This is a genomic window from Salana multivorans (genome assembly GCF_003751805.1).
Taxonomy (GTDB): domain Bacteria; phylum Actinomycetota; class Actinomycetes; order Actinomycetales; family Beutenbergiaceae; genus Salana; species Salana multivorans.
Window position 1 is genome coordinate 26685 of sequence record NZ_RKHQ01000001.1, and the last position, 21765, is coordinate 48449.

Annotated in this window: 20 protein-coding genes and 3 tRNA genes; 22 read left to right on the forward strand and 1 reads right to left on the reverse strand. The window is 67.8% G+C overall.

What is annotated here, in order from left to right; all coding sequences use genetic code 11:
* Positions 1-88 precede the first annotated feature (88 nt).
* On the reverse strand, positions 89-685 hold the full coding sequence (locus tag EDD28_RS00245) for a hypothetical protein (protein WP_123737817.1): 597 nt from the start codon (positions 683-685) through the stop codon (positions 89-91).
* Between the two features lie 1185 nt (positions 686-1870).
* Between EDD28_RS00245 and EDD28_RS00255 the strand changes: the two genes are divergently transcribed.
* The 22 genes from EDD28_RS00255 to EDD28_RS00360 all read left to right on the forward strand — a co-directional run bounded on the left by EDD28_RS00255 (position 1871) and on the right by EDD28_RS00360 (position 21759).
* On the forward strand, positions 1871-2434 hold the full coding sequence (locus tag EDD28_RS00255; protein WP_123737819.1) for a phage terminase small subunit: 564 nt from the start codon (positions 1871-1873) through the stop codon (positions 2432-2434).
* Positions 2431-2592: a hypothetical protein gene (locus EDD28_RS17215; RefSeq protein ID WP_170169302.1), complete on the forward strand. Its 162-nt coding sequence runs from the start codon at positions 2431-2433 to the stop codon at positions 2590-2592. The genes EDD28_RS00255 and EDD28_RS17215 overlap by 4 nt, the downstream gene beginning before the upstream one ends.
* A 16-nt stretch (positions 2593-2608) precedes the next feature.
* Positions 2609-3142: a hypothetical protein gene (locus EDD28_RS00260; protein ID WP_123737820.1), complete on the forward strand. Its 534-nt coding sequence runs from the start codon at positions 2609-2611 to the stop codon at positions 3140-3142.
* Between the two features lie 10 nt (positions 3143-3152).
* Entirely contained in the window at positions 3153-4856 is a 1704-nt protein-coding gene (locus EDD28_RS00265; RefSeq protein WP_211339074.1) for a terminase, read from the forward strand.
* A 15-nt stretch (positions 4857-4871) separates the two neighbouring features.
* Positions 4872-6377, forward strand: a complete 1506-nt coding sequence (locus EDD28_RS00270; protein WP_211339075.1) for a phage portal protein — start codon at positions 4872-4874, stop codon at positions 6375-6377.
* On the forward strand, positions 6374-7513 hold the full coding sequence (locus EDD28_RS00275) for a VG15 protein (protein WP_123737821.1): 1140 nt from the start codon (positions 6374-6376) through the stop codon (positions 7511-7513). Before EDD28_RS00270 ends, EDD28_RS00275 begins: the two co-directional genes overlap by 4 nt.
* A gap of 81 nt (positions 7514-7594) precedes the next feature.
* Positions 7595-7666, forward strand: a tRNA-Asn gene (locus EDD28_RS00280).
* Between the two features lie 51 nt (positions 7667-7717).
* A tRNA-Ala gene (locus tag EDD28_RS00285) sits at positions 7718-7786 on the forward strand.
* A 113-nt stretch (positions 7787-7899) separates the two neighbouring features.
* Positions 7900-7974, forward strand: a tRNA-Lys gene (locus tag EDD28_RS00290).
* An 84-nt stretch (positions 7975-8058) separates the two neighbouring features.
* Positions 8059-8577, forward strand: coding sequence for a hypothetical protein (locus tag EDD28_RS00295; RefSeq protein WP_123737822.1), 519 nt, complete (start codon positions 8059-8061; stop codon positions 8575-8577).
* Between the two features lie 108 nt (positions 8578-8685).
* Entirely contained in the window at positions 8686-9759 is a 1074-nt protein-coding gene (locus EDD28_RS00300) for a hypothetical protein (protein WP_211339076.1), read from the forward strand.
* A gap of 59 nt (positions 9760-9818) precedes the next feature.
* Complete coding sequence (locus EDD28_RS00305; protein ID WP_123737823.1) at positions 9819-10286, forward strand: hypothetical protein; 468 nt, start codon at positions 9819-9821, stop codon at positions 10284-10286.
* Complete coding sequence (locus EDD28_RS17100) at positions 10283-10654, forward strand: phage head-tail adapter protein (protein ID WP_148059494.1); 372 nt, start codon at positions 10283-10285, stop codon at positions 10652-10654. The genes EDD28_RS00305 and EDD28_RS17100 overlap by 4 nt, the downstream gene beginning before the upstream one ends.
* Positions 10647-11096: a hypothetical protein gene (locus EDD28_RS00315; protein ID WP_123737825.1), complete on the forward strand. Its 450-nt coding sequence runs from the start codon at positions 10647-10649 to the stop codon at positions 11094-11096. The genes EDD28_RS17100 and EDD28_RS00315 overlap by 8 nt, the downstream gene beginning before the upstream one ends.
* Positions 11069-11560, forward strand: a complete 492-nt coding sequence (locus tag EDD28_RS00320; RefSeq protein ID WP_123737826.1) for a hypothetical protein — start codon at positions 11069-11071, stop codon at positions 11558-11560. Before EDD28_RS00315 ends, EDD28_RS00320 begins: the two co-directional genes overlap by 28 nt.
* 84 nt (positions 11561-11644) lie before the next feature.
* Positions 11645-12211 (forward strand): phage tail tube protein, encoded by a 567-nt coding sequence (locus tag EDD28_RS00325; protein ID WP_148059495.1) that lies wholly within the window; start codon positions 11645-11647, stop codon positions 12209-12211.
* A 111-nt stretch (positions 12212-12322) separates the two neighbouring features.
* Complete coding sequence (locus tag EDD28_RS00330) at positions 12323-12706, forward strand: phage tail assembly protein (RefSeq protein ID WP_123737828.1); 384 nt, start codon at positions 12323-12325, stop codon at positions 12704-12706.
* A 149-nt stretch (positions 12707-12855) separates the two neighbouring features.
* Entirely contained in the window at positions 12856-13125 is a 270-nt protein-coding gene (locus EDD28_RS00335; protein WP_211339077.1) for a hypothetical protein, read from the forward strand.
* An 8-nt stretch (positions 13126-13133) separates the two neighbouring features.
* Positions 13134-17222, forward strand: coding sequence for a phage tail protein (locus tag EDD28_RS00345; protein ID WP_148059496.1), 4089 nt, complete (start codon positions 13134-13136; stop codon positions 17220-17222).
* An 81-nt stretch (positions 17223-17303) separates the two neighbouring features.
* Positions 17304-19916 (forward strand): fibronectin type III domain-containing protein, encoded by a 2613-nt coding sequence (locus tag EDD28_RS00350; protein WP_123737832.1) that lies wholly within the window; start codon positions 17304-17306, stop codon positions 19914-19916.
* A complete protein-coding gene (locus tag EDD28_RS00355) occupies positions 19913-20971 on the forward strand; it encodes a hypothetical protein (protein WP_123737833.1) in 1059 nt (352 codons plus the stop codon). Before EDD28_RS00350 ends, EDD28_RS00355 begins: the two co-directional genes overlap by 4 nt.
* Complete coding sequence (locus tag EDD28_RS00360) at positions 20968-21759, forward strand: hypothetical protein (protein WP_123737834.1); 792 nt, start codon at positions 20968-20970, stop codon at positions 21757-21759. The genes EDD28_RS00355 and EDD28_RS00360 overlap by 4 nt, the downstream gene beginning before the upstream one ends.
* Positions 21760-21765 lie beyond the last annotated feature (6 nt).

Sequence of the window (21765 nt, forward strand, 5' to 3'; positions counted from 1 at the left end):
CCGGGCGAGGGATCGAACCTCACCAAACCCACCAGGGCCGGGACGGTGCAGCGCACGCTACGCGGCACGTTCCACTGATGACCGAGTGTCATCCCATACCGGCGGGGGAGGTGTCCGGCCACCACGTAAAGGCGTAGCGCTCGCCCGCGAGGGCACTGCCGCACCCCTCGCAGTCACCCGCGTCGAAGTCACGACGATCGCACCCCTCATAGTGAGCGTTCGGGTCCGCGGCGTGGTGGTCCGGGGTGCCGCAGTCCAGCCCGGCGGTGACGACGCCCTCGTCGAGCAGGGCCCACGGCTCGCACTCGCCCGACGCCTCGCCCTCGCCCGGGTAGTGGTGCGCCAGCATGCAGTCGACACATACCCACAGCACACACTCAGCGTCGCGAGCGATCGCCCAAGCGCGCAGAGCGCTAAGCGTGTTCGCCTCAGCCACCGTGACCGTTCCGCGCAACAGTGCCGCACAGTCGGCGGCAACGTCGTCGACGCTCACGTCAGCGCCAGACGCGAGCGCCGCGAGCGCACTGCCGACACTTCCGGACGACTGCCACCAAGCGGCGACCGTACGCGCCACGTCGTCGCTGATGTTGTCACCCCCGACGCCCCACCGCTCGCCCTCCCGCGCGACGCGGGCCGCGCCGGCGGCACCGGCCAGCACCACGGCCCCCGCATTGACCTTGACCATTGATCCATCCCCTTCGGGTTGTCGCGACGATCGCCGGGCCGACGACCTCACGCAACACACGTTACACCACACGTTACCCACGTGCCACCGGAAGCGGCCAGAGAATGTAACGGTTTGATAACGGCGCGAGAAAGGCGCCGGGCATAGAGACGATCGCCGGCGCGCGAATAGCACGGCCCAAGCGAGCCGTCAATGCCAGAAAGGGGGAAGGGGGGATGACCCCCCGCCGCTGGAACCTCCTGACCGCGGGGTATAGCAATCAGACATCCGCCACGGTTGGGGAACTTTCGAGATCTCAGAATGTGCCGCGAAGCATCAGTTTCGACCCCATGCAGAACTGCCGCCGGCCGCCAGAGGTCTCACGACAAACGACGCCTAACGTCCTAATGTGTGGGACGTCACAATCAGAGAGAGATGCCTGTGGTACCAACGAAAAGCGGGGGTCGACACCGCCAGCCGATCGAAAGCGGACGACCTCACGTGAGACGCCGGGGGCCAACCCGGTCCCTAAGTATAGTAGAGGGGCGCTGAGGAGAGGGGGTAGGGGGTGAGGAGTAAAGCTCTACGCTAAAGCTCAACGCTTTCGCTTTACCGAAACGCTCTACCGTATCGGTAGCCCCGTAAGGGGCTTTACGGCAAAGACCTTACTTCCTAGTCTTATCCCCTTCATCATAACGCTCTAGCGTGGAGGCCCTTACGGGCCTTCTGATCTACTCCTTCAAGATCTCCCCTCCGGTCCATCGAGCCTACGGCCCTAAGCTCAGTGCTTAGTACATGGCGGAGGGTCAACTTCTCCCACAATGGCGTGGGAGTCATTCCTCCGCGTTCCCTCCGCGGATTCTCTCTCCGGGGTGATGCTGTGCCTTGGTCCACTTCCGACCGTCGATCCCGCCTGCCCGCTGGGTGGGATTCGCTCAGGCGAACCATTCTCCGCCGTGACAACCACAGATGCGTCTGGCTCGACCAGAACGGTCAGCCTTGCGGAGAGCCTGCCACGGAAGTCGACCACATTCGCCCCGGAGACGATCACTCCGCCGAGAATCTTCGAGCCCTCTGCTCTTGGCACCACGCCAAGAAGAGCGCGCTGGAGGGCAACCGAGCGAAGGCGAGGCTGCGCCGAGAGATCGGTGCGAGGTTCCGCCGCCAGGAGATCCACCCTGGCCTGATGTAGCCAGGGAGGCTCACATGGGCACACGAGGCCCGCTCCGCAGCCGGGACTCCGAGCTCCAGCGCGACCGCTCCCGCAAGGGAAGCGACGTCACGCTGACGACTCGCGGGACCCACAAGAAGGTCACCGTCCCGCGAGTGAACCAGGCGTGGCACCCAGTGGTGCAGAACCTCTACCGCTCGCTCAAGGAGTCTGGTCAGAGCGACTTTTACCAGAACTCGGACTGGAACTTCGCCTACCTCCTGTGCGACGACCTCAGCGCCTACAAGCGCGACGAGGACTACCGCGCCGAGCAGATCGAGAAGCTCCGCGCCTGGGACGCGACCTACGCAGGGGTGCCGGCGGACGAGCGCAAGGAGTACGCGCAGAACCACCCGCGCCCGAGCGTGCCGCGCGGCGGCTCGGCGGTGAAGCTCCAGACCGCCTACGACGGTCTGGCGCGCCTCATGGCAACGGAGGCCGATCGCCGGCGTCTCGCGATCGAGCTGCACGCCCCAGAGGGGCCGGAGGCGCAGGACGTCGAGGTCATCTCGATCGCGGACTACAGGGCACGACTGGACATGGTGGAGGAGGCCGCGTGAGCGACATCGAGGTAGTGGCGGGCGACAAGGTCCGCATCAAGGGAAAGCGCGGCTGGGGCCGGGTGATCTCCCATCACAAGCATCTGAGCGCTTGGCTCGTCGATCACGGCGGACGACGCCTGGCCTACACCTACGACCGACTGGCGCCCCTGCGCTAGCCGCAAAGGGGGTGCGATGGAAGCGCTTCTTCGCACCCCGCATGGGTCGCACCTGTACGGCCTCGCGGACGCCGAGTCTGATCTCGACACCTACACCGTCATCGCCGACGGGCACCGCGGTAGTCAGTCGATCTGCGATGGCCTCGACGCCACCGTGATCCCGCTGAGCCGCTGGCTTCATCTGTGCGACATCGGAGCGCACCAGGCCCTTGAGGCCATGTTCTCGCGTCAGGCCGATCCGTCCCCCCTCGACCCGTACCGCTCGGGCTACAGGGCCGCCATCGGTGCGACGGCAGACCGCTATCGCCGCACGATCAGGAACTTCATCCTCAGCGATCGCTACCCCATCGGTAGCAGGGCCGACTTCAAGCGCAACCGCCACGCCCTGCGTCTGGTGCTGAACCTCAACGAGGTGCTGACGTGCGGCCGCTTCGACCCGACGCTCACGCCGGCGCAGGCCCGCAGCATCACCGAGATCGCAGGAACCACAACCGCTGGCGTCGCCTCTGAGGCGCAACGCCTCAGCCTGATCGACCTCGGATTGAGGTAGTCCCGAGGGGGTGTTCGTCATCGCCGAGGCGGACAACCTCCCCGACTATGTCGACCCCGAGACGGGCGACATCTATCCAGAGATCCTGGAGCCGAACTACCTCGGCCCGAGCTGGAAGAAGAACCCCGACGGGTCATGGCACCTGCCCGAGTTCACGCTCGGCTGGCAGATCGCCGGCTGGTGCGCAAAGTACCTCAAGGGCAAGGGCGGCAAGCCCTGGAACTTCTCTGACGAGCAGCTCCGCTTCGTCCTCTGGTGGTACGCGGTCGACGAGTACGGGAACTGGCTCTACAACCGAGGCGTTCTCCAGCGCCTCAAGGGGTGGGGCAAGGACCCCCTCCTTGCCGTCATCTCGATCGTCGAGTGGGTCGGCCCGAGTCGCGTTGTCGGCTGGGCCGAACACGGCCCGGTCGGGGGGCCGGCCGACGACCCTTGGGTCCTGCTGACGGCGACATCGATCTCGCAGACCCGCAACACCACGCTCCTGATCCCGAACCTCATGACGGATCTGTTCAGGAAGACCTACCAGATCCCGAGGAAGCTCGGGAAGGAGATCCTCTACGCCACGCTGCCCAATGGCACGCAGGCGATCCTTGAGCCGCTCACGAGCAACCCGCGCCCCTTCGAGGGCAAGCGCCCGACCTTCGTCCTGGAGAACGAGACCCAGCACTGGGTCAAGAGCAACTCCGGCCACGAGATGCACCAGCAGGTGGACGACAACATCACGAAGGTCGACGGTGCGCGGTACCTCGCGATCACCAACGCCCCCGAGGCTGGCGAGGACTCCATCGCGGAGCAGGTGCGCCGCGCCTGGGAGCTCGTCGAGGAGCAGGTCGCCAAGGGTGCGCGCGCCTGGAACGACACCCTCTACGACTCCGTCGAGGCCAACGAGCGAGCACCGCTCGACCCCAGGTTCCTCCGGCGCATTCTGGAGCGGCTGCGGGGCGACTCGATCTGGCTGAACATCGACAACATCATCGCGTCGATCGTCAACCCGATGAACCCGCCGTCGAACTCTCGACGGAAGTGGCTCAACCAGATCCTCGCCGACGACGACGCACTGATCTCCCCGCAGATGTGGGACGTTCTCCGCCGGCCGGACGACATGCTCCAGGCCGGCGAGGCGATCGCCCTCGGGTTCGACGGCGGGAAGAGCGACGACGCCACGGCGCTCGTGGCGATCCGGCTATCCGACGGCTTCATCCAGCCGATCGAGGTGTGGGAGAAGCCCGACGGGCCGAAGGGTGACGGCTGGAAGATCAACCGCGAGCTCGTCGAGTCCGCTGTTCACGAGTGCTTCCGCGTCTACAACGTCAAGGCGTTCTTCGCCGACGTGGCGCTCTGGGAGTCCAACATCGCCGAGTGGGGTCGGCTCTACGGTCACAAGCTGGCGGTCAAGGCGCGTGGCGCTGAGCCGATCGGCTGGGACATGCGTGAGTCGCTCAAGGCGCTCACGCACGCGCACGAGCGCTTCCTCTCGGCCATCACCGAGCGAAAGGTCACCCACGACGGTGATCCCATCCTCCGACGCCACGCCATGAACGCCAGGCGTCGCGAGAACAACTTTGGCGTCAGCTTCGGCAAGGAGTCGCGCGAGTCCCAGCGCAAGGTGGACGCCTACGCAGCAGCGATGCTCGCGCACGAGGCGTTCCATCAGTACCACCAGCGTGGTCGCGAGGAACGAAAGCGCACCGGTCGAGGCGTCTTCATCTAGCCCCGGAGGGCAGCCTTGACCGTCATCACTCCGATCACCTCGGACGCCACCGTCGCCCGAGATGTCGACCTCCTCACACGGGCTGGTGAGGTCGCCGAGCAACTCATCAACATCCTCCGCCGCGACCTCGATGGGGCCGACGGCCGGGTCGGGCTTCTACTGATCGACGACTACATTCACGGCCGCCATCGTGGCCCGTACCTCCCCCCGCAGGCCGACGCCGAGTATCGCCTTCTGGCGGATCGGTCGACCACGAACTGGGGACCGCTCCTCATTGGGACGCCGGCGCAGGCGATGTACGTCGACGGCCACCGGCCCGGCGGTGCTGACGTGACGTTCTTCCGCGGCGGCTCGACAGAGACACCCCAGTGGGACTTCTGGCAGCGCTCTCGTCTCGACGCGAGGCAGGGCTCGGTCTACCGGGGCTCGATCGGGTACGGACACTCGTTCGTCGCCGTGGAGCGCAACTCTGAGGGCAAGGCGATCGCACGTCTCCTGAGCCCGCTTCGCACCGCGGCGACGTATATCGACCCCGTCAACGATGAGGACCCGTACGCGGCCATCACCCTGGAGCGTCCGGCCACGCCGAAGCGGCGAGCCCTGTGGCGACTCTGGTTCGGCGTGAACGAGTACGAGGTTGAGGAGGGCGCCAGCGGTGACGGCAGCGACGTCGAGCTTCGCGTCCGTCTCATCGGCCGGCACGGCGCCGCTGCGCCGCCCGTGGTCCGGTTCGCGCCGCACGTCGACCTGGAGGGGCGAACGCTCGGGGTGATCGAGCCGGCGATCACCCTCCAGGACCGCATCAACCAGTCGATCTTCGACCTCCTCATCACCCAGACCTCTTCCTCGTTCAAGGTCCGCTGGGTTGCCGGCATGGCACCACCGGTCAAGATCGACCCTGAGACGGGCGACCCCGTCCTGGACGAGAACGGCCAGTACATCCCCCTGCCGGTGAACCTCAACCAGAAGAAGATGCTGTTCGCCGACGACCCCGACTCGAAGTTCGGCACGCTCGACGAGACGCCGCTCAACGGCTACATCGACTCGATCGACATGAGCATCCGTCACCTGTCGGCGCTCGCGCAGATCCCGCCGCACCACCTCCTTGGACAGATCGCCAACCTCTCCGCCGAGGCGCTGAACGCAGCGGAGACTTCGCTCTCCCGCAAGGTTGAGGAGTTCCGCAAGTCATTCGGCGAGTCTTGGGAGCGCGTCTTCCGGCTCGCCGCCGAGGTCGAGGGCGACGCCAAGGGCGCCGCGGACTATCACGCCGAGGTGCTCTGGCGGGACATGGAGGCGACTGCCTTCTCCCAGACCGCTGACGGCCTCTCCAAGCTCAAGGATCTGGGCGTCCCGGCTCGCGGCCTCTGGGCGCGAGTGCCGGGAGTCACCCAGGAGGAGCTCCGAGAGTGGGACATCCTCTTCGAGGAAGACTCCGACACCGAGGCTGTCATTCGGGCGCTGCGCGGTGTGATGCCCGGGGCCGAGGATGACGCGGAGCCGGTTCCGGAGGCGGCGTGAGCACGCGGGAGCTGGTCGAGGAAGCCGACCAGGCTGCCGTCGCCTACCAGGTGGCGCTTGCCAAGCTCGGGGCCTCGACGATGCTCGGCGCCATCAGGGCCTTCTCGCGTCTGAACCCCTCGCAGGTGGCGGCCACCAAGGCCGGGTGGCTCAAGGAGGTCACGGCGCTCATCCGTCGTGATCGAGTGCAGGGCCAGCGTCTTGCCATCGCCTACTACCGGCTGTCCCGTGCGCTTCGCACGGGGCGAACGATCGGGGACCCGTTCGCGCCCGGCCCCGTCGGGAAGGTCGTCACCCTCGCGCAGCTCCGTAGGGAGTTCGAGCGGGCGGTCGCGGGCTCCCCCGGGGCCGCACTCGACGGCGATGAGGTCATCGCCGCTCGGGGTAAGGCGGGCCGCGAGGTGGAGCCGTCCACGACCGAGCCGAAGTCATCGCTCGGACGGGACGACCCCGACCTCGACGTCAGTCCCGGCCTGATCGAGGTCGAGGAGCTCCCCGACCTCGACGAGGTGCTCGCGGGACTGGACCGAGAGGTCGACCGCGAGACGGAGGAGATCCTCAAGGTCGTCGGACCAGATCGCCTGGAGAAGAAGCGCAAGGAGCGCGAGCAGAGCCAGTCTGCGGAGTCGCGCAAGGGCAAGCACTACACGCCCCAGCAGCTTCGGAAGATGGCGAAGGAAGACGAGGACGCTGTGGCGGCCGGCACGGCGGGCCAAGCCGAGCGCCTCGCCAAGAACGGCGCGCGACAGGCGGTCGCAAGGATCGCCGAGCGCGACCCGCGTGCCATCGGCTGGGTTCGCCGGTCGCTGACCGGGACGCCCTGCGGGTGGTGCGCAATGCTCATCTCGCGCGGGCTGATCTTCTACACCTCGAAGAGGGCAGCCTCCCGGGCCTCTGGCCGCCGCGGTTCGCGCGGCGACGGCGAGAGGTATCACGATCACTGTCAGTGCGTGGCGGAGCCCGTCTACTCGCGCGAGCAATACTTCACGTCCAACATCTTCGACCTCAATCGCCGCTACGCGATGGAGTGGCCGCGCATTACGAAGGGCTTCTACGGTAAGGAAGCGCTGAGCGTTTGGCGGGCACATATTCGATCGCAGCAGAGTGCGAAGACTCCCGCGTCTCGTGCCGCTTAGGGACTGCCGCGGATGGCTGTCGGTGACCGACAGCGCCTATGGGTGGGCCTCTCCTCCTCTCCCCCGCCGCGATAGGCACATTCTGGGCTAGCTCAATAGGCAGAGCGGCGGACTGTTAATCCGTGTATGCAGGTTCGAGCCCTGCGCCCAGAGCAAGTCGCCGGTCCCCACTAGCTCAGCGGTCGGGGTGCGCACCCGGCGACGGCGGTGGTAGCTCAAATGGCAGAGCACCCATAGCTTGGGAGGTTGCCGGTTCGAGTCCGGTTCACCACACATGTTGCCACATCCATTCGGCTGCTAGCCGTACACGGATTGACAATTCCTCGCCGGGACGCCGGCGGCATGGAGGTCAGACTCCGCCGGTAGTTGTGGGTCACAGCCGGCACCCCCCGATAACTCAGTCTGGTCAGAGTAGCGGACTCTTAATCCGCGAGTCGCAGGTTCAAATCCTGCTCGGGGGACTCGCCAGCCCAGGCGGCTGGATCAACCGGCAAGACCTGATGTCGTCAGGTCAACCGCCACAACTTGATGCCCAGGAGGCATAGGTGACTGTCGAGCAGGAACAGCAGCAGCAGGTCGACGACGAGGGCCAGGAGCTCCCGCCGGAGAAGACCGAGACGGACCCGCAGGGCGGACAGGAGCCCGACCCCCTCAGCGAGCTCCCCGAGTGGGCGCAGAAGGAGATCAAGGATCTCCGGACTGAGGCTGCGAGTCGTCGCACCAAGCTGCGCGAGGCGCAGGAGGCGCTCTCGAAGGCCAAGACTCCCGAGGAGTTCGAGGCCGCCACGAGCGAGCTCGCTGCCCAGATCGCCGATCTGGAGGACGCGATCCTCCGCCGGTCGGTGGCGGACGAGCATGGCCTTCCGGCCGACCTCGCCGACCTGCTCCCCAAGGGCGCGGACAAGGCCCAGGTCGAGGCTGCCGCCAAGGCCCTCGCCCGGTACGTCCCGTCCGCGCGGACCCCCCTGGAGCCCCGAGGGGGCATCAGCCCGGGCAGCGATGCGGTCCGCTTCGACCCCGCCGCCGAGGTGGAGAAGATCCGCGCCAGCGGAGGCGTCTTCTAGGAAGACTCCCCGCCCCAACGTCCGAGCCGTCAGCTATCCGCTGGCGGCTTTCTCTATGCCCTTTGGAGGCAAGCCAACATGGCGCACACCGTCATTAAGCCGCAGAAGATGGCTGCCATCGCTGCGACCAACCTGGAGAAGCAGCTCACGCTTCCCAAGCTCTTCGCCCACAAGGGCATCGACGAGTTCCGTGGGTCGGACGACGACACCGTCAACATCACGGTTCCCGGCATCGTCGAGACGGCCCGGTCCTACGGGTGGCGCAACGACCGCTCGACCGAGATCCTCTTCGACGAGTACGCCGAGCGGAAGGTCGCCGTCAAGTTCGGTGGCGACGTCTACTCCGCGGTCAAGCTCATCGACGAGCAGGTCGAGATGGACGGCCTCACGCCCGGCGGCAAGCTGGCCGTGGCCCAGACCGACGCCATCGCCCGTCGCCTCAACCGAGAGGCGGCGAACTACCTCCAGGCGTCCGTCCCGTGGTCGGTCACGGTCGGCATCTCGGCGGAGAACAGCGACTCGCTGCGCAACGGTCTCATCGAGATCGACCGCGTGGCGTCGGCGCTGAACTTCGGTCAGGCGCAGCGCCCGCAGCTCCTCGTGGGTGCCGGCATCTACGCGGCCCTCCTGCGCGACAAGCTGATCTCTTCGGCCTCCGAGGCCGGCGAGCGTCGCGCGGTCGCGGCCCTGGAGCGCGCGACGGTGGGGACGCTGTTCAACATGGACATCGTCAAGACGCCGGAGCTGGCCACCGACGAGGCGTACCTCATCACGAGCAACGCCGTCGCCATCGCGACCGCGGCGCCCGTCGTCCCGGCCTCGATCGAGTTCGGCGCGACCGCCAGCGCTGGCGACTGGGCCGTTCGCTGGCTCCGCCAGTACGACGTCCGGAAGTTCCAGGACCAGAGCGTCTTCAACCTGTACCGCGGCTTCCAGTACGTCGACGACCCGCTCATCTACGAGAACGGCACCGTGGGTGGCAACCCGACCTGGAAGGCGTCGGAGTACAACCACTTCGTGCGCGGCCTCAAGGTCAAGCTGTTCACCACCGAGGCCCTGGCCGTCTCCGGCTCGTCCTACCCGGATGCCGACAAGACGGGCTCGACCGACGCGATCAAGAAGGAGCGCGAGCTGGCGAAGGCCACCGGCCTCGACACGCGCGCTGCCTACAACGCGGTCTGATCGGACGTGGCGCCCCGGGCTTCGGCTCGGGGCGCCACCCCTCGCCCCGGGAGGCATGAGTGACTGCACTCGCAACCCTCGACGAGCTCAAGGAGCGGGTCGAGTGGGAACTGTCCGAGGACGAGGAGCGGATCGCAGCCGCCGCCCTTGAGGACATCTCGGACCTGGTCCGAGCGGGCCGACGCGACTGGCAGCCTGGGGCGTGCCCCGCCGTCGTGCGCAAGATCGCGCTGGGCGCGGTGGTCCGCTACCTTCGCAACCCCGACGGGGTGACCACGTCACGCGCCGGCGACGAGACGGTCATGTGGGATGGGATCGGCGACAAGGCTGGCGGCGTCTACCTCACGACCGCCGAGGAGCGCATCCTCACCAAGCTGGTGCGACCCAACGGACTGACGCCCGTCGACCTGGTTGCCTGGGCGCCCACCTCCCGAGAGGTGGCACAGCGAAACGGCCTTCCGGTCGGTTATGTGCCGACGGCGGGCGGTGGCATCTTCCGGTACTACCGCGGGGATGGTCCCTGGTGAGCGTTCAGCGTCGATACGGACGGCTGCGTCAGCCGGTCACGCTGTATCCGACGGTCACCCGGACCAATCGCCGCGGGGAGACGATCCACGGGCCCGATCTCGACAACCCGATCCCCATACGGGCTGCGGTAGTCCCGGTCCGATCCAGCCGAGGAGAGGTGAAGGGGCAGATCGAGATTGCCACCTACTCCCTCATCTGCGATGAAGACCTCCGCGCGCTGGGGCTGGACACCTGGTCGAGGGTGCGCTGGCGCGACGTCGACTACGACGTCGCTGCGCCACCGCTCTATCACCACGGTGCCACGCGTCACGTGAGGCACTGGAGTGCCGAGATCCGGCAGCGCCCTCGGGAGGTCGGCAGTGGCTAGCGTCGTCTCCCCCCACCGCCTCAACCATCTCGTCTCCACACTTCCGGGCGTCAAGTCCGAAGTCTGGGAGGCGGCGACGGCTCTGGGCGTCAAGGCTGAGGCGTACCTGCGCTCCGGCCCGTACAGCGAGGGCAACTCCGAGATCAAGGTTCAGTGGGACTCACCGGACCTCACCCCCGGCAGGGACTTTACTCAGGACGCCTGGGTGCTCCTCGTCGACCCCGCGGCCTACTCGATCGAGTACGGGTTTGGTCGCGGCGACGATGGCGAGTTCCTCTATGCCGGCGCGAAGTCCAACGCCCCGCTGCGGCGGGCGGTCGGCGACAAGCCCGTCAACATCAAGGACCGCGCCAAGGTTCGACTGCGTCGACGCAACCTTCGGTCTCGCCGAAGTGGTCGATCGAAGGGAGTCCCGTGGGCACCCTCCCCCAGTCGGTCCTAGACGAGATCGACTCTCTGCCGCTGGAGGACGTGGCAAAGCCGCTCCTCCAGGCTGCCGTCCCCGACATCAGCGTCCACACCTTCATTCCGATGAAGGAGGTGGACGATCTGTTCCCGTTCGTGCTCGTCCAGGGCTACTCCCGCGAGTACGGGCTCGACGACGACAGGTATCTGGACTCAGGGCTCGTCAGCGTGCAGTCGTTCACGACTGGCGACGACGGCGACCAGGACGGCGCCCTTGTTCAGCTCGCCATCCGCCGAGCCCTTCGGCGACTGAGCGCCCAGCACTACCGGATCAACGATGACGTCTCCGTCGTGAAGGTGACGCTGGTCTCGCGGCCCAAGCGCGTGCCCGACTGGGCGACCGCCACCGGGCCTGTGCAGTTCGCCGACCTGCCAGTCGCCGCCTGGCGGTACGAGTCGATCTACCGGATCACATTCCGCAAGAAGCCGACCTCCGAGTAGGTCGCCTAGGCGCTCGGCGCCCCATCAATCAGAGCCCCGCTGGCAGGACGCCGCGGGGCTCTTCGCATTCCTTCGGAGGCTCTCTTGACTCTCAATGACGACAGCACCCTTGTTGTTGGTGCCGGCAACTACTTCACCGCCCCCGTTGGCACGGCGGTCCCCGCGGACCTCAGTGCCATCGCCGGCGACTGGGTGAACCTCGGCCACTCCTCGCAGGAGGACATCCTCTCGATCTCCTCGGAGGGGGGCGAGAAGACCACGCTCGGCTCGCTCCAGAACAAGGCTCTGCGGACGGTGACCTCGCCGCGCACGGAGTCCTTCGCTCTGAACCTGCACCAGTTCAACAGCGACGCCCTCAAGCTCCACTTCGGCCAGAACATGATCCCGGTGGAGGGCGGCAAGTTCCTTGGCGTGCCGGCATCGCCGACGCCGACGACCGTCGCCTTCCTCGCGGTCTTCACGGACGAGGGTCGCGTCTTCGCCATCTACGCGCCGAAGGTCTCCATCGGCCGAGGCGATGACCTCGACATCTCCGACACGGAGAACCTCGCGATCCTGCCGATCAGCGTGACGCCGCTCCAGCACGGCTCGAACACCTGGGCGTACGCGATCACCCCGATCGAGTCGGTCGAGGACCCCGAGGGCCCCTGATCCCCCTCACCCTTCGGCCACCCCCTGGGCTTCCTGGCGGACCTCGCCCAGGGGGTGGCGCTCTACCTCCGAGTCCGCCGCCCCAACTTCACACCAACATGGAGGTCCGCCGTGAAGATCACCTTTGACGACCTGACGAAGAAGGCCGACGAGGCATTCCCGCCGCTGGAGATCGAGCTGGAGGGGCTCGGCGCGCTGCGCCTTGAGCACCCGCTTGCCCTCGACGACGAGGGTCGGGCGACCCTGTCGGCCGCGCTCTCCGCGCTCCTCCCGGGCGAGGCCGCCGACGACGACAGCGACGAGGCGGAGGGGGACGCCGCCGACCAGGACGAGGTCGAGCTCTTCTACGCCTTCATCAAGGCAGCGACCGAGGACGAGGCGCAGGTCGATCACCTTCGCTCGCTCGTGGGCCGCCGGACCACCGTCCTCGCTGCGATCGTGAACTTCTACGTCGAGACGGTGAACCCGGGGGAAGCCTCGGCCTCGCAGAGCTGATTGACAAGTACGGGGAGGGACTCTACCCAGACCTCCTGCGCTACTACTCCTTCGATCTGAGGGCGTGGGCGCGGGAGGGGGGAGTCCCTCCCCGTTTTGTCATTTCGCTCATCGCGGGGCTCCCCGACGAATCGCTCACGGTGGCACTCATGAGCGGCGGACCCGAGCACTACGGCTGGGGCGGAAATCGTCACCTTCTGGCGACGATCGTTGACGCCATCCAGATCAACACGATCGCAACGGGCACGTACAAGAAGCCCCCCAAGTTCAAGCCACTCCCCCGTCCGAAGGACGCGGGCAGGAAGAGGCGCGCCAAGAAGCGAACGCTCGCCAAGGCGCCGACGAAGCCGATGGGCCTTGAGGATCTCTACTCCGCCTTCAACAGGCGACGCGAGGAGATCACCAGCCAGCAGGATTGAGGTAGTCAATGCATGAGGTTGGTCGCGTTGGCGTCCGGGTACTTCCCAACACCAAGGGCTTTCACAAGAAGCTCAAGATCTTCCTGGAAAAGGAAGAGGGCCGGCACGAGCTCAAGATCAACCTTGAGCTCGACGAGCACGGCCTGACGCGCGACGCGCGTCGCGCAGTCCAGGCCGCACAGGAGCGCGTTCAGGACATCGAGGTCGGCGTGGATCTCGACCGCCGCGGCCTCAAGAACCTTGAGCGCAACCTCGGCGACCTCGCCGCCCGACGTCACGTCACTCTCGACGTCGACGCGGACACGGACGCGCTGCGTGACCGGTTCGAGCGCTTCGCCCGCTCAGTCCACTGGCGCAACATCGGGGGCAAGGATCTCGATGTCGACGTCGCGCCGATCTACCCCAAGATCAAGCGCGCGGCTGACGAGGCGATGGCGCGAGGCGAGACCATTCGCGTCGGCGTCGACTTCGACGGAGACGCGGCCGACCGCCTCGGGCGCCAGATCCGGTCGATCCAGAAGCGCCTTGAGGACGTCCAGGCGGGCCGGCCGATCCGGATGGACCTGTGGGTCGACCCAGACCACCTTGAGCGTCAGCTCAGCGAGCTCCGGCGTCGTCACGACGAGGCGACGCAGGCGATCGAGGTCCGAGCCGAGCTCCATCGCGAGTCGGCCCATCGGATCAAGGAGCAGCTCGACGACATCACGGAGAAGCACCGCAAGGCGAAGATCGAGGCCGAGGCGCAGGTGCTCTCCGCGCGCGCTCAGCTCGCCGTCCTTGCGCGCGACCGGTTCGTCACGCTCCACGCACGAGTGTCGGAGAAGTCGCTTCGCGCGGCGTCGACCACACTCGCCGCCCTGTCGGGCGCCCGCATGGTGTCGAACACCTTCGAGCGAATGTGGGACTGGGCGAAGAACCTCGACAAGTCGATCCCGCTCATCTCGGCCGCGTCGTCCGCGATCGCCCTCCTGGGCCAGGTCGCGACGACGTCCGTCTCCAACATCCTGTCGCTCGTCACCTCGCTCGCGCAGGTCGCTCCGCTGGCCCTCACCCTGCCGGGCATCGCTGCCGGCTTTGCGATCGGGGTCGGCGTCATGGTCGCGGCCCTTCGCGATTTCAACACTGAACTCCCCCTGGTCAAGCGCGCGATGGGCGAGATGCAGGACTCGATCTCAGCCAAGTTCTGGGACCGAGCGAAGGCGCCGATGGAGTCGCTTGCCAACTCGATCCTGCCCCGACTCCGCGACGGGTTCGACCGAACCGCCACCAGCATCGGGGGTTGGTTCGCCGAGCTCAGCAAGGCGTTCGAGTCGCGACTCGGGGACGGCTCGATCGAGGACATGTTCGGCAGCCTCTCGGAGTCCATCGAGATCTCCAGCGGGCACGCGCAGTCACTCGTCGACATCATCTGGGACCTCGGTCGCATCGGGGCCCGTCAACTTCCACGCCTCGCGGCCTGGGGCGGCGAGATCGCCGACTCCTTCGCCGAGTGGCTGAACATCAACGAGGCGAACGGCAACATCGACCTCTGGGTCGACCGGGCGATCGCCAAGCTCTCATCGCTCGGCAGCATCGTCCGGGACACCGGCTCGATCTTCTACTGGCTCGGCCACGCCGCCGAAGAGGGTGGAGCCGCAACGCTCGAAGGTGCTGCGGACGCCCTGGAGCGGTGGAAGGAGATCGTCAAGTCCGACGAGTTCCAGTCCAAGATGACCGGCTTCTTCAAGGCGTTCCACTGGGGCCTCGATGTCGTCGGGCACCGGACGGGTCCAGCGTTCACGAGGTGGCTGGAGAAGCTGCGCACGGGGCTGATGGAGATGAGCACCACCCTCTCCCCCGCCATCGGCAGCTTCCTCGGCCAGTTCTTCGACCTGCTCTCGTCCCCGGCCGTCGACCAGGGCTGGTCCGACCTACTCAGCGGCCTGGCTGACGGGCTCTCGGGCTTCTCGGACCACCTCCCAGGGATGGAGGGCGGCCTCGGTGCGCTCATGTCGATCCTCGGCACGCTGTCGCGTCAGTTCCTCCCCGTCCTCGGTCAGGCATTCGAGTGGCTCAGCGGCGTCCTGGAGGAGAACGGGCCGAAGATCGAAGCGATCATCACGAACTTCTCGACACAGTTCAGCCAGATGATCGACAAGTACGGCCCGACCGTGAAGGAGTGGATCGGGACCTTCGTCGACTGGGTTGAAGATCTCTCCGCCCAGGAGGGCTCGCTCGGGCGAATCACGGGAACCCTCATCGGGCTGTGGGGGGCCTTCAAGCTCTTCGGCGCGCTCGGCTCGGTGGCTGGCGTGCTGAGCAAGCTGTCGGCCGGCCTCAAGACGCTCAGTGGCGGTGGCGCCGGCCTCGGCCAGACGGCCACCGGCCTCACCGGGGTGAGTCGAGCGCTAGCGCTCCTGTCCCCCGGCACGATCGGGGCACTCGGCGGCGCAGCCGCGGGGATCGCCGTCCTGGCGCTCTACATGAAGCACCTCTACGACGAGTACCCGTTCGTTCAGGAGGCGTTCGACGGGATGACCGCCTCGTGGGGCAACTTCGCGGCGGCAGCGAGGGAGCACGACTACACGGTCAAGATCCTGAATGGCCTCCTGGAGATCCTGGAGGACATCACTGGCGTCGACTTCTCCAACCTCGACTGGGGGCGCCTCTGGAAGGGCATGGACGTCGCCGCCGCGATCGGGTTCGCCGACGGTCTCGACGCCGTCACGGCGTCACTCGACACCCTCTCGGCCGTCCTTCGCGGCGACTGGAGCTCCGCTTGGGCCAACGTCACGAGCTTCCTGAACGGCGACAACCTGTTCGCGCAGATCGCCCGGAACGTTGCCGCGTGGAGCCCCATTGCCATCGTCAACGGCATCGCGAACAAGTTCATCGCCGCGGGGCTCCCTTCGATGATGGACGTCGGTCGACAGATCATGGCCGGCCTGGCCCGGGGCATCACCCAGGGCCCAGCGATGGTCTGGAACGCGATCGGCACCGCCGTCGGATGGCTCGTCGACAAGGCCAAGGAACTCCTTGGGATTCACTCTCCCTCGACCGTGTTCATCCAGATCGGTCGCGACGTGATCGCGGGGCTGATCCAGGGCCTAACGCCGACCGGCATCGCTGAGGCGATGGCCGGCGTCGTCGACGCGATCCTCAGCGGCGCCACGGGCGCCGGTTCGCTCCTGTTCCCCGCCGGCCAGGGAATCGTCGGGAACCTGCTCTCGGGCATCCTCTCGCGCTCCGGCGATGGGGAGTCCTCTGGTGCAGAGTTCGCCAGGCGGTACGTGAAGGGCGCCGCTGGCGTCGACTTCTTCACCCCCGGGGCGCAGTCCTCCGGGCGGATGGTCGACGGGCTCCTGTCGAGCGGCCAGCCGGCCAACAGCGCTGGCGTGACGCTGGGCAGGAAGGTGGTCGACGGGACGCTCACGGCCAACATGGCCGGCGCGGCCACGATCCTCGTTCAGCGGTGGGTTGCGGCCCTCACGGGCCTGGTCCACCTGTCGCGCCAGGCCGGCGAGGCGATGTCTTCGTACCTCGCTGCCGGGGCCGCGGGCGGCGCGGGGGCGATGTCCTCCGCCGGAGGCTCGCTCGCCCGGGCTTTCGCCTCTGGTGTTGCGGGCGGATCTGGTGCGGCTCGCTCCGCGGGAGCGGCTGTCGCCAGTTCTGCGATGTCGGCCACTGCGGGCTACTCCGCCTACTCGTCCGGGGCGGCTATCGGAGCGACCTTCGCTTCGGGCATCCGCTCGCAGATCGCTGCGGTACGCAGCGCGGCCAACGCGCTCGTCGCCTCGGCTCGCGACTACCTGCCCCGCAGCCCTGCCCGGGTCGGGCCGTTCAGCGGCTCTGGCTATGGCGGCTGGGGTGAGTCGATCGCCGACGAGCTGGTCGCGGGGATGGTGCGTCGCACGCCGAACGTCGCCGCCGCTTCGGATCGAATGATGCGGGCGGTCGACCTGACGGCAGAGAGCCCTGACGTCGAAGCTGCGAGTGGCGCCGCAGGGGCAACCCACATCACCGTCCAGGTCGACGTGGATGACCTCGCGGGAATTCGCTCTCTTGAGGAGTGGGTCCAGATGGCAAACGTCTGGCGAGCCCAGGGCGTCCGCGCCTAACCACTAGCACGAAAGGCCCCCTTGATCTTCACGGATCGAGGGGGCCTTTCGGCGTTTCTGACTTTCCCCAAAGGAGGGGTAATGGCCGGCGAAGGCACATGGTCCGGTAACACCGCTACGAGCAGCGGCGGCAACGTCGGCCGCCTCCACACGTACGTCAACATCACGAACCCGAACCCCTGGACGTCCAGGGTTCGGATCTACACCTACTTCACCTCGAACTACTCCGTCTCGGACTCCTCGAACTCGGTCTCCGGCTGGGCCGACGGGTTCCCGGGGGCGGGCGGGTCGCGGAACGTGTCCCACGGCGGCTCGGGTGGCACGACGGCGATCTATGACGAGACGCGCGACTTCTCGCGCGGTTTCGGGACTGGCCCGTCGGGCAACTTCAGCTTCTCGATCACCGGCCTCGCCCCGTGGGGCTCGACGACGTTCTCCGTGTCGGGCACCTGGGGCGACTCGCCTAGGCCGTACGAGACCCCGGCTGCGCCTGCCGCACCGTCGGTCTCGAACGTGTCGACGGCGAGCGTCAAGATCACTTCGGGTGCCACGTCGAACAACGGTGGGGCTGGCATCGACCGGTGGCAGTTCCAGACCGCGTGGGACTCGTCGTTCAGCACCGGCCTGTGGAGCTCCTCCGAGTACACCTCGGGCACGCAGACCATCGCCGACTGGAGCGGGAACCGTGACTACTGGGTCAGGGGCCGGGTCCGCAACTCGGCCGGCCTCTGGTCTGGCTGGTCGAGCGGCACCAAGTTCACCACCCCTCCACTGCCAGCGAACAAGCCAACGAACCTGATCGCCACCTACGTCTCGGACACGCAGGCGAACCTCTCGTGGACGAACAACCCAACCGCCGAGCGTCCCTACTCCGCGATCGACGTCCAGCGCCGCGCGTACGGGGGCTCGTGGGTCACGGTTGCACTGGGGCTCGCCGGCACGACGACATCTTGGTCGGACAAGACACTCAGTGCTGGCACCCGCTACGACTACCGCGTCCGCGGCCGGAACTCCGCAGCGCCGACCGATGGCTCCGACTACGCGCGAGCCTCGACCGGCGCCTCGGATGTCTCGACCACTCCGCTGGCGCCGACCGCTGTCGCGGCGGCGAAGGACGGTGCCGGGAGCATCGTCGTGTCCTGGTCCGGCGCCTGGGGCACCGCCTACCCGGCCGGCTGGTGCGTCCTGGACGTCCAGGAGTCCACCAACGGTGGCACGACCTGGGCCTCGCTCGCTACCGGCCTGGCTCTGACGGAGCGCCAGTGGACGCACGCCTCGCCCAACGCGAGCCTGCCCCACCTCTACCGGGTCCGCGCTCGCGCGACGACCGCGAGCGGCGGTGTCGGCGGCGCGGACCTGCCCTCGGCCTGGGTGCAGTCGAACGTCGTCCAGCTCATCACCAAGCCGGGCCAGCCGATGATCGTCGGCCCACAGGCAGCGCAGGATGCGACGAAGGCGCTCACGATCGAGTGGGTCCACAACTCGATCGACACGACCCCACAGTCGGCGTACCAGATGCGCTACCGCGCCGTCGGGACCTCGACCTGGACCACGCTCGCGAAGACCACGTCATCCACGAGCTCGCGGACGCTGACGGCGGGCCTGTTCTCCAACGGCACGTCGGTCGAGTTCCAGGTCTGCACCTGGGGCGCGAGCGCGACCGGTTCGGACTGGTCCGACACGTTCGTCGTCGCCCTCTCGGCGCCGCCGACGGCCACGATCTCCTCCCCACCCCTCGGAGCCTGGCCCGGGGCGAGGCTCACGGTCGCGTGGGCCTACTACCAGGCCAACGGGCTCGCGCAGGCGGGCGCCGAGGTGCGCCTGTACGACATGAGCTCCGGCCAGTACGTGACGACCCCGGTGACCGGTGCGACCTCCTCGGTCACGCTCCCGACGATTCTGCCCAACGGATCGAGCTGGTCGGTCGACGTGCGGGTCCGCTCTTCGGCCGCCCAGTGGAGCGACTGGACTGGGGCCCTCTTCTGGGTCGAGTACCCGACGCCGCCCGAGCCGCAGGTCCAGGCGCTATGGGACGTCATCAACGGCGTCGCGCAGGTGTCGGTCCACAACCCGACGCCGACCTCCGGCCAGGCGACACCGACGCACAACGAGCTGTGGCGCTCGATCGACGGCGGGGTCTGGACTCTCATCGCCGACACCCTGCCACCCCAGGGCGCGGTGACCGACCCGACGGCCCCGGCCGCCGGCGAGATCCGCTACCGGGCCGTCGCGCTCACGGCCCTGCTCGCCTCGTCCGAGTCTGAGCCCGTCCCCCTGGACGTGCCCGCCATCGACCACCGCGGCCACGCCGAGTGCGCCACCTACGTCTCCGGCGGGCCCGGGTACGGCATCACCTGCCGAGCCCTCTACAACCCCGAGCTGTCGTTCAGTCGGGGTCGTCGCGACCGGACTCTCTACTGGTTTGCCGGGCGAAGTCTGCCGGTGGAGCACGCCGGCCCGGGGCTGGAGCGCACGCTCACCCTGACCTGGCGCGTACTGCCTGAGTGGGAGTCCGACGGCGGACGCTCCGCAAGCCGCGAGGAGTGGGAGCGGCTGGTCGAGCTGCCCGGCCCACACCTGGTCCGCGACTGCCAGGGGCGCCGCTTCTACGCATCCCTGGGCGACCTGACCGGTCGCCGTCTCGCTGACGGCACGTACTCGATGACCCTGACCGCCACGGAGGTGAGCGCATGACGGACGCCCTGAACCGGTCCCACATCGCCGACTTCCGGGTCGAGGTTCTGAACGGCCGAGAGGAGCTGCGCGGTGACCTGCGCGGGCTTCTCTCGGCCCGCGTCGAGGAGAACATCGACGCCGAGAACCAGCACGTCGGACAGCTCAAGATCCGCGCCGTCGACAGCGGTTTCCCGATCGACTGGATCGACGACCGGGTGCGCATCTACAAGACCGTTGAGGACCAGGAGTTCCTCATCGGGACCCTGATGACCACCTGGCCCACCGAGTACCAGCGCCCCACCGGGGTCGAGGTCACCATCGGCCTGGTCGGGAAGGTCGCCGTCCTGGAGCGGGACAAGGTCGACACCGCCTACTCGCTGGCGGCCGGCGCCAACGTCGTCGACGCCGTCAAGGCACTCATCGCCTCGACCGGCGAGACCGCGATGGCCGTCACCCCCTCCCCGAAGACGCTCCGCGAGGGGATGGTCTGGCCGCCGGCCACGTCCAGGCGGGAGATCATCAACGACCTCCTCCAGAGCATCAACTACATGTCGATCCACTGCGACCGGCAGGGGCGCTACATCATCGCCCCCTGGATCGCACCGGCCGACCGGCCCATCGCCTACGAGTTCCGCGAGGGCGAGACCTCCATCCACCTGCCGACCTGGCAGCGCGAGGCCGACCTCTCCACCGTGCCGAACAAGTTCATCGCCGTCTCCCCCGGGACCGACGAAGAGCCGGCCCTCGTCGGCGTCGCCACGAACGAGAACCCCAACTCCCCCTTCTCCTACCAGGGGCGCGGGAACCGGTGGATCACCGAACGCGACACCGCCGTCGAGGCACCCGACCAGACGACCATCGACGCCATCGCGGCCCGCCGCCTCCAGGGCTTCCTCAGCCCGACGGCCGCGCTGCTCGTGCAGCACGCGTTCCGACCCGAGTGCCTGCCGCACGCCCGCGTCCGCTTCGTCTCGCAGGGCACCGACACCACCGCAACGATCCGTCGCCAGGTCATGACCTGCGGCAGCACCGACCTCGTCGAGGCTGAGTGGAGGGAGGCGATCCGCATATGAGCCAGAACCCCTTCCTCGACCTCATGGCCGCCCACCCCCAGTCGTCGTCGGACTACTGGGGGTGGGCCTACGTCACCTCGACCAACCCCCTCCACGTCCGGCTGGAGGGCGAGACCGCCCCCCTCCTCGCGAGGGCCCAGAACCTTGCCGGCCCGCTGGCGGTCGGGCAGAAGGTGTGGGTGCAGATCACCAGCGCCCGAATCATCGTCCACGGCGGCCAGGGCGCGATGGTGCCCTGGGAGCTCGTGGACGGAGAGGCTGGGCGGCGGGTCGCGATCGGCACGCTGGGCGCCGGAAGTGAGGGCGAGCCAAGCCTTGCCCTCCGCCGGCGATACGCCGGCCAGGACCGCGAAGCCCACATGTACGTGTCCGCCGCGACGGCCGACAAGCTCGGCGAGGTCGGCATCCAGCTCCGGGCCGATGGCGTCATCACGTCCCGGCTCTACATCGACGGTCGCGGGCAGGTCACGATGCAGACCTACGCCGGGTCCTCCGCCCCGGCCGCGGCCCGGCCCCTCCCCTTCGCGATGGCCGCCGGCATGGTCGCCATCGCGGGCGGCTCCGGGACCACCACCAGCACTGCGGTGACCTTCCCCGCCGGACGCTTCACGGAGGTCCCGGTCATCACGATGACGCCGCACACCGGCGCGCCCGAGGCCATCTCCGGCTGGGGGCATTCCGGCCAGACCTCGGGCGGCTTCACCGCCTACATGCGCCGTAGCAACGCCGTCACGACCAACTTCCACTGGCTCGCGGTCCAGATGACTCCGACCGCCAGCACCGGATAGGAACCA

What these genes read in the sequence shown, in the direction of transcription:
- EDD28_RS00245 (WP_123737817.1), bottom strand. Translation starts at nt 685, where the DNA reads ATGGTCAAGGTCAATGCGGGGGCCGTGGTGCTGGCCGGTGCCGCCGGC.
- EDD28_RS00255 (WP_123737819.1), top strand. Translation starts at nt 1,871, where the DNA reads ATGGGCACACGAGGCCCGCTCCGCAGCCGGGACTCCGAGCTCCAGCGC.
- EDD28_RS00260 (WP_123737820.1), top strand. Translation starts at nt 2,609, where the DNA reads ATGGAAGCGCTTCTTCGCACCCCGCATGGGTCGCACCTGTACGGCCTC.
- EDD28_RS00300 (WP_211339076.1), top strand. Translation starts at nt 8,686, where the DNA reads ATGGCTGCCATCGCTGCGACCAACCTGGAGAAGCAGCTCACGCTTCCC.
- EDD28_RS00335 (WP_211339077.1), top strand. Translation starts at nt 12,856, where the DNA reads ATGAGCGGCGGACCCGAGCACTACGGCTGGGGCGGAAATCGTCACCTT.
- EDD28_RS00345 (WP_148059496.1), top strand. Translation starts at nt 13,134, where the DNA reads ATGCATGAGGTTGGTCGCGTTGGCGTCCGGGTACTTCCCAACACCAAG.
- EDD28_RS00350 (WP_123737832.1), top strand. Translation starts at nt 17,304, where the DNA reads ATGGCCGGCGAAGGCACATGGTCCGGTAACACCGCTACGAGCAGCGGC.
- EDD28_RS00355 (WP_123737833.1), top strand. Translation starts at nt 19,913, where the DNA reads ATGACGGACGCCCTGAACCGGTCCCACATCGCCGACTTCCGGGTCGAG.
- EDD28_RS00360 (WP_123737834.1), top strand. Translation starts at nt 20,968, where the DNA reads ATGAGCCAGAACCCCTTCCTCGACCTCATGGCCGCCCACCCCCAGTCG.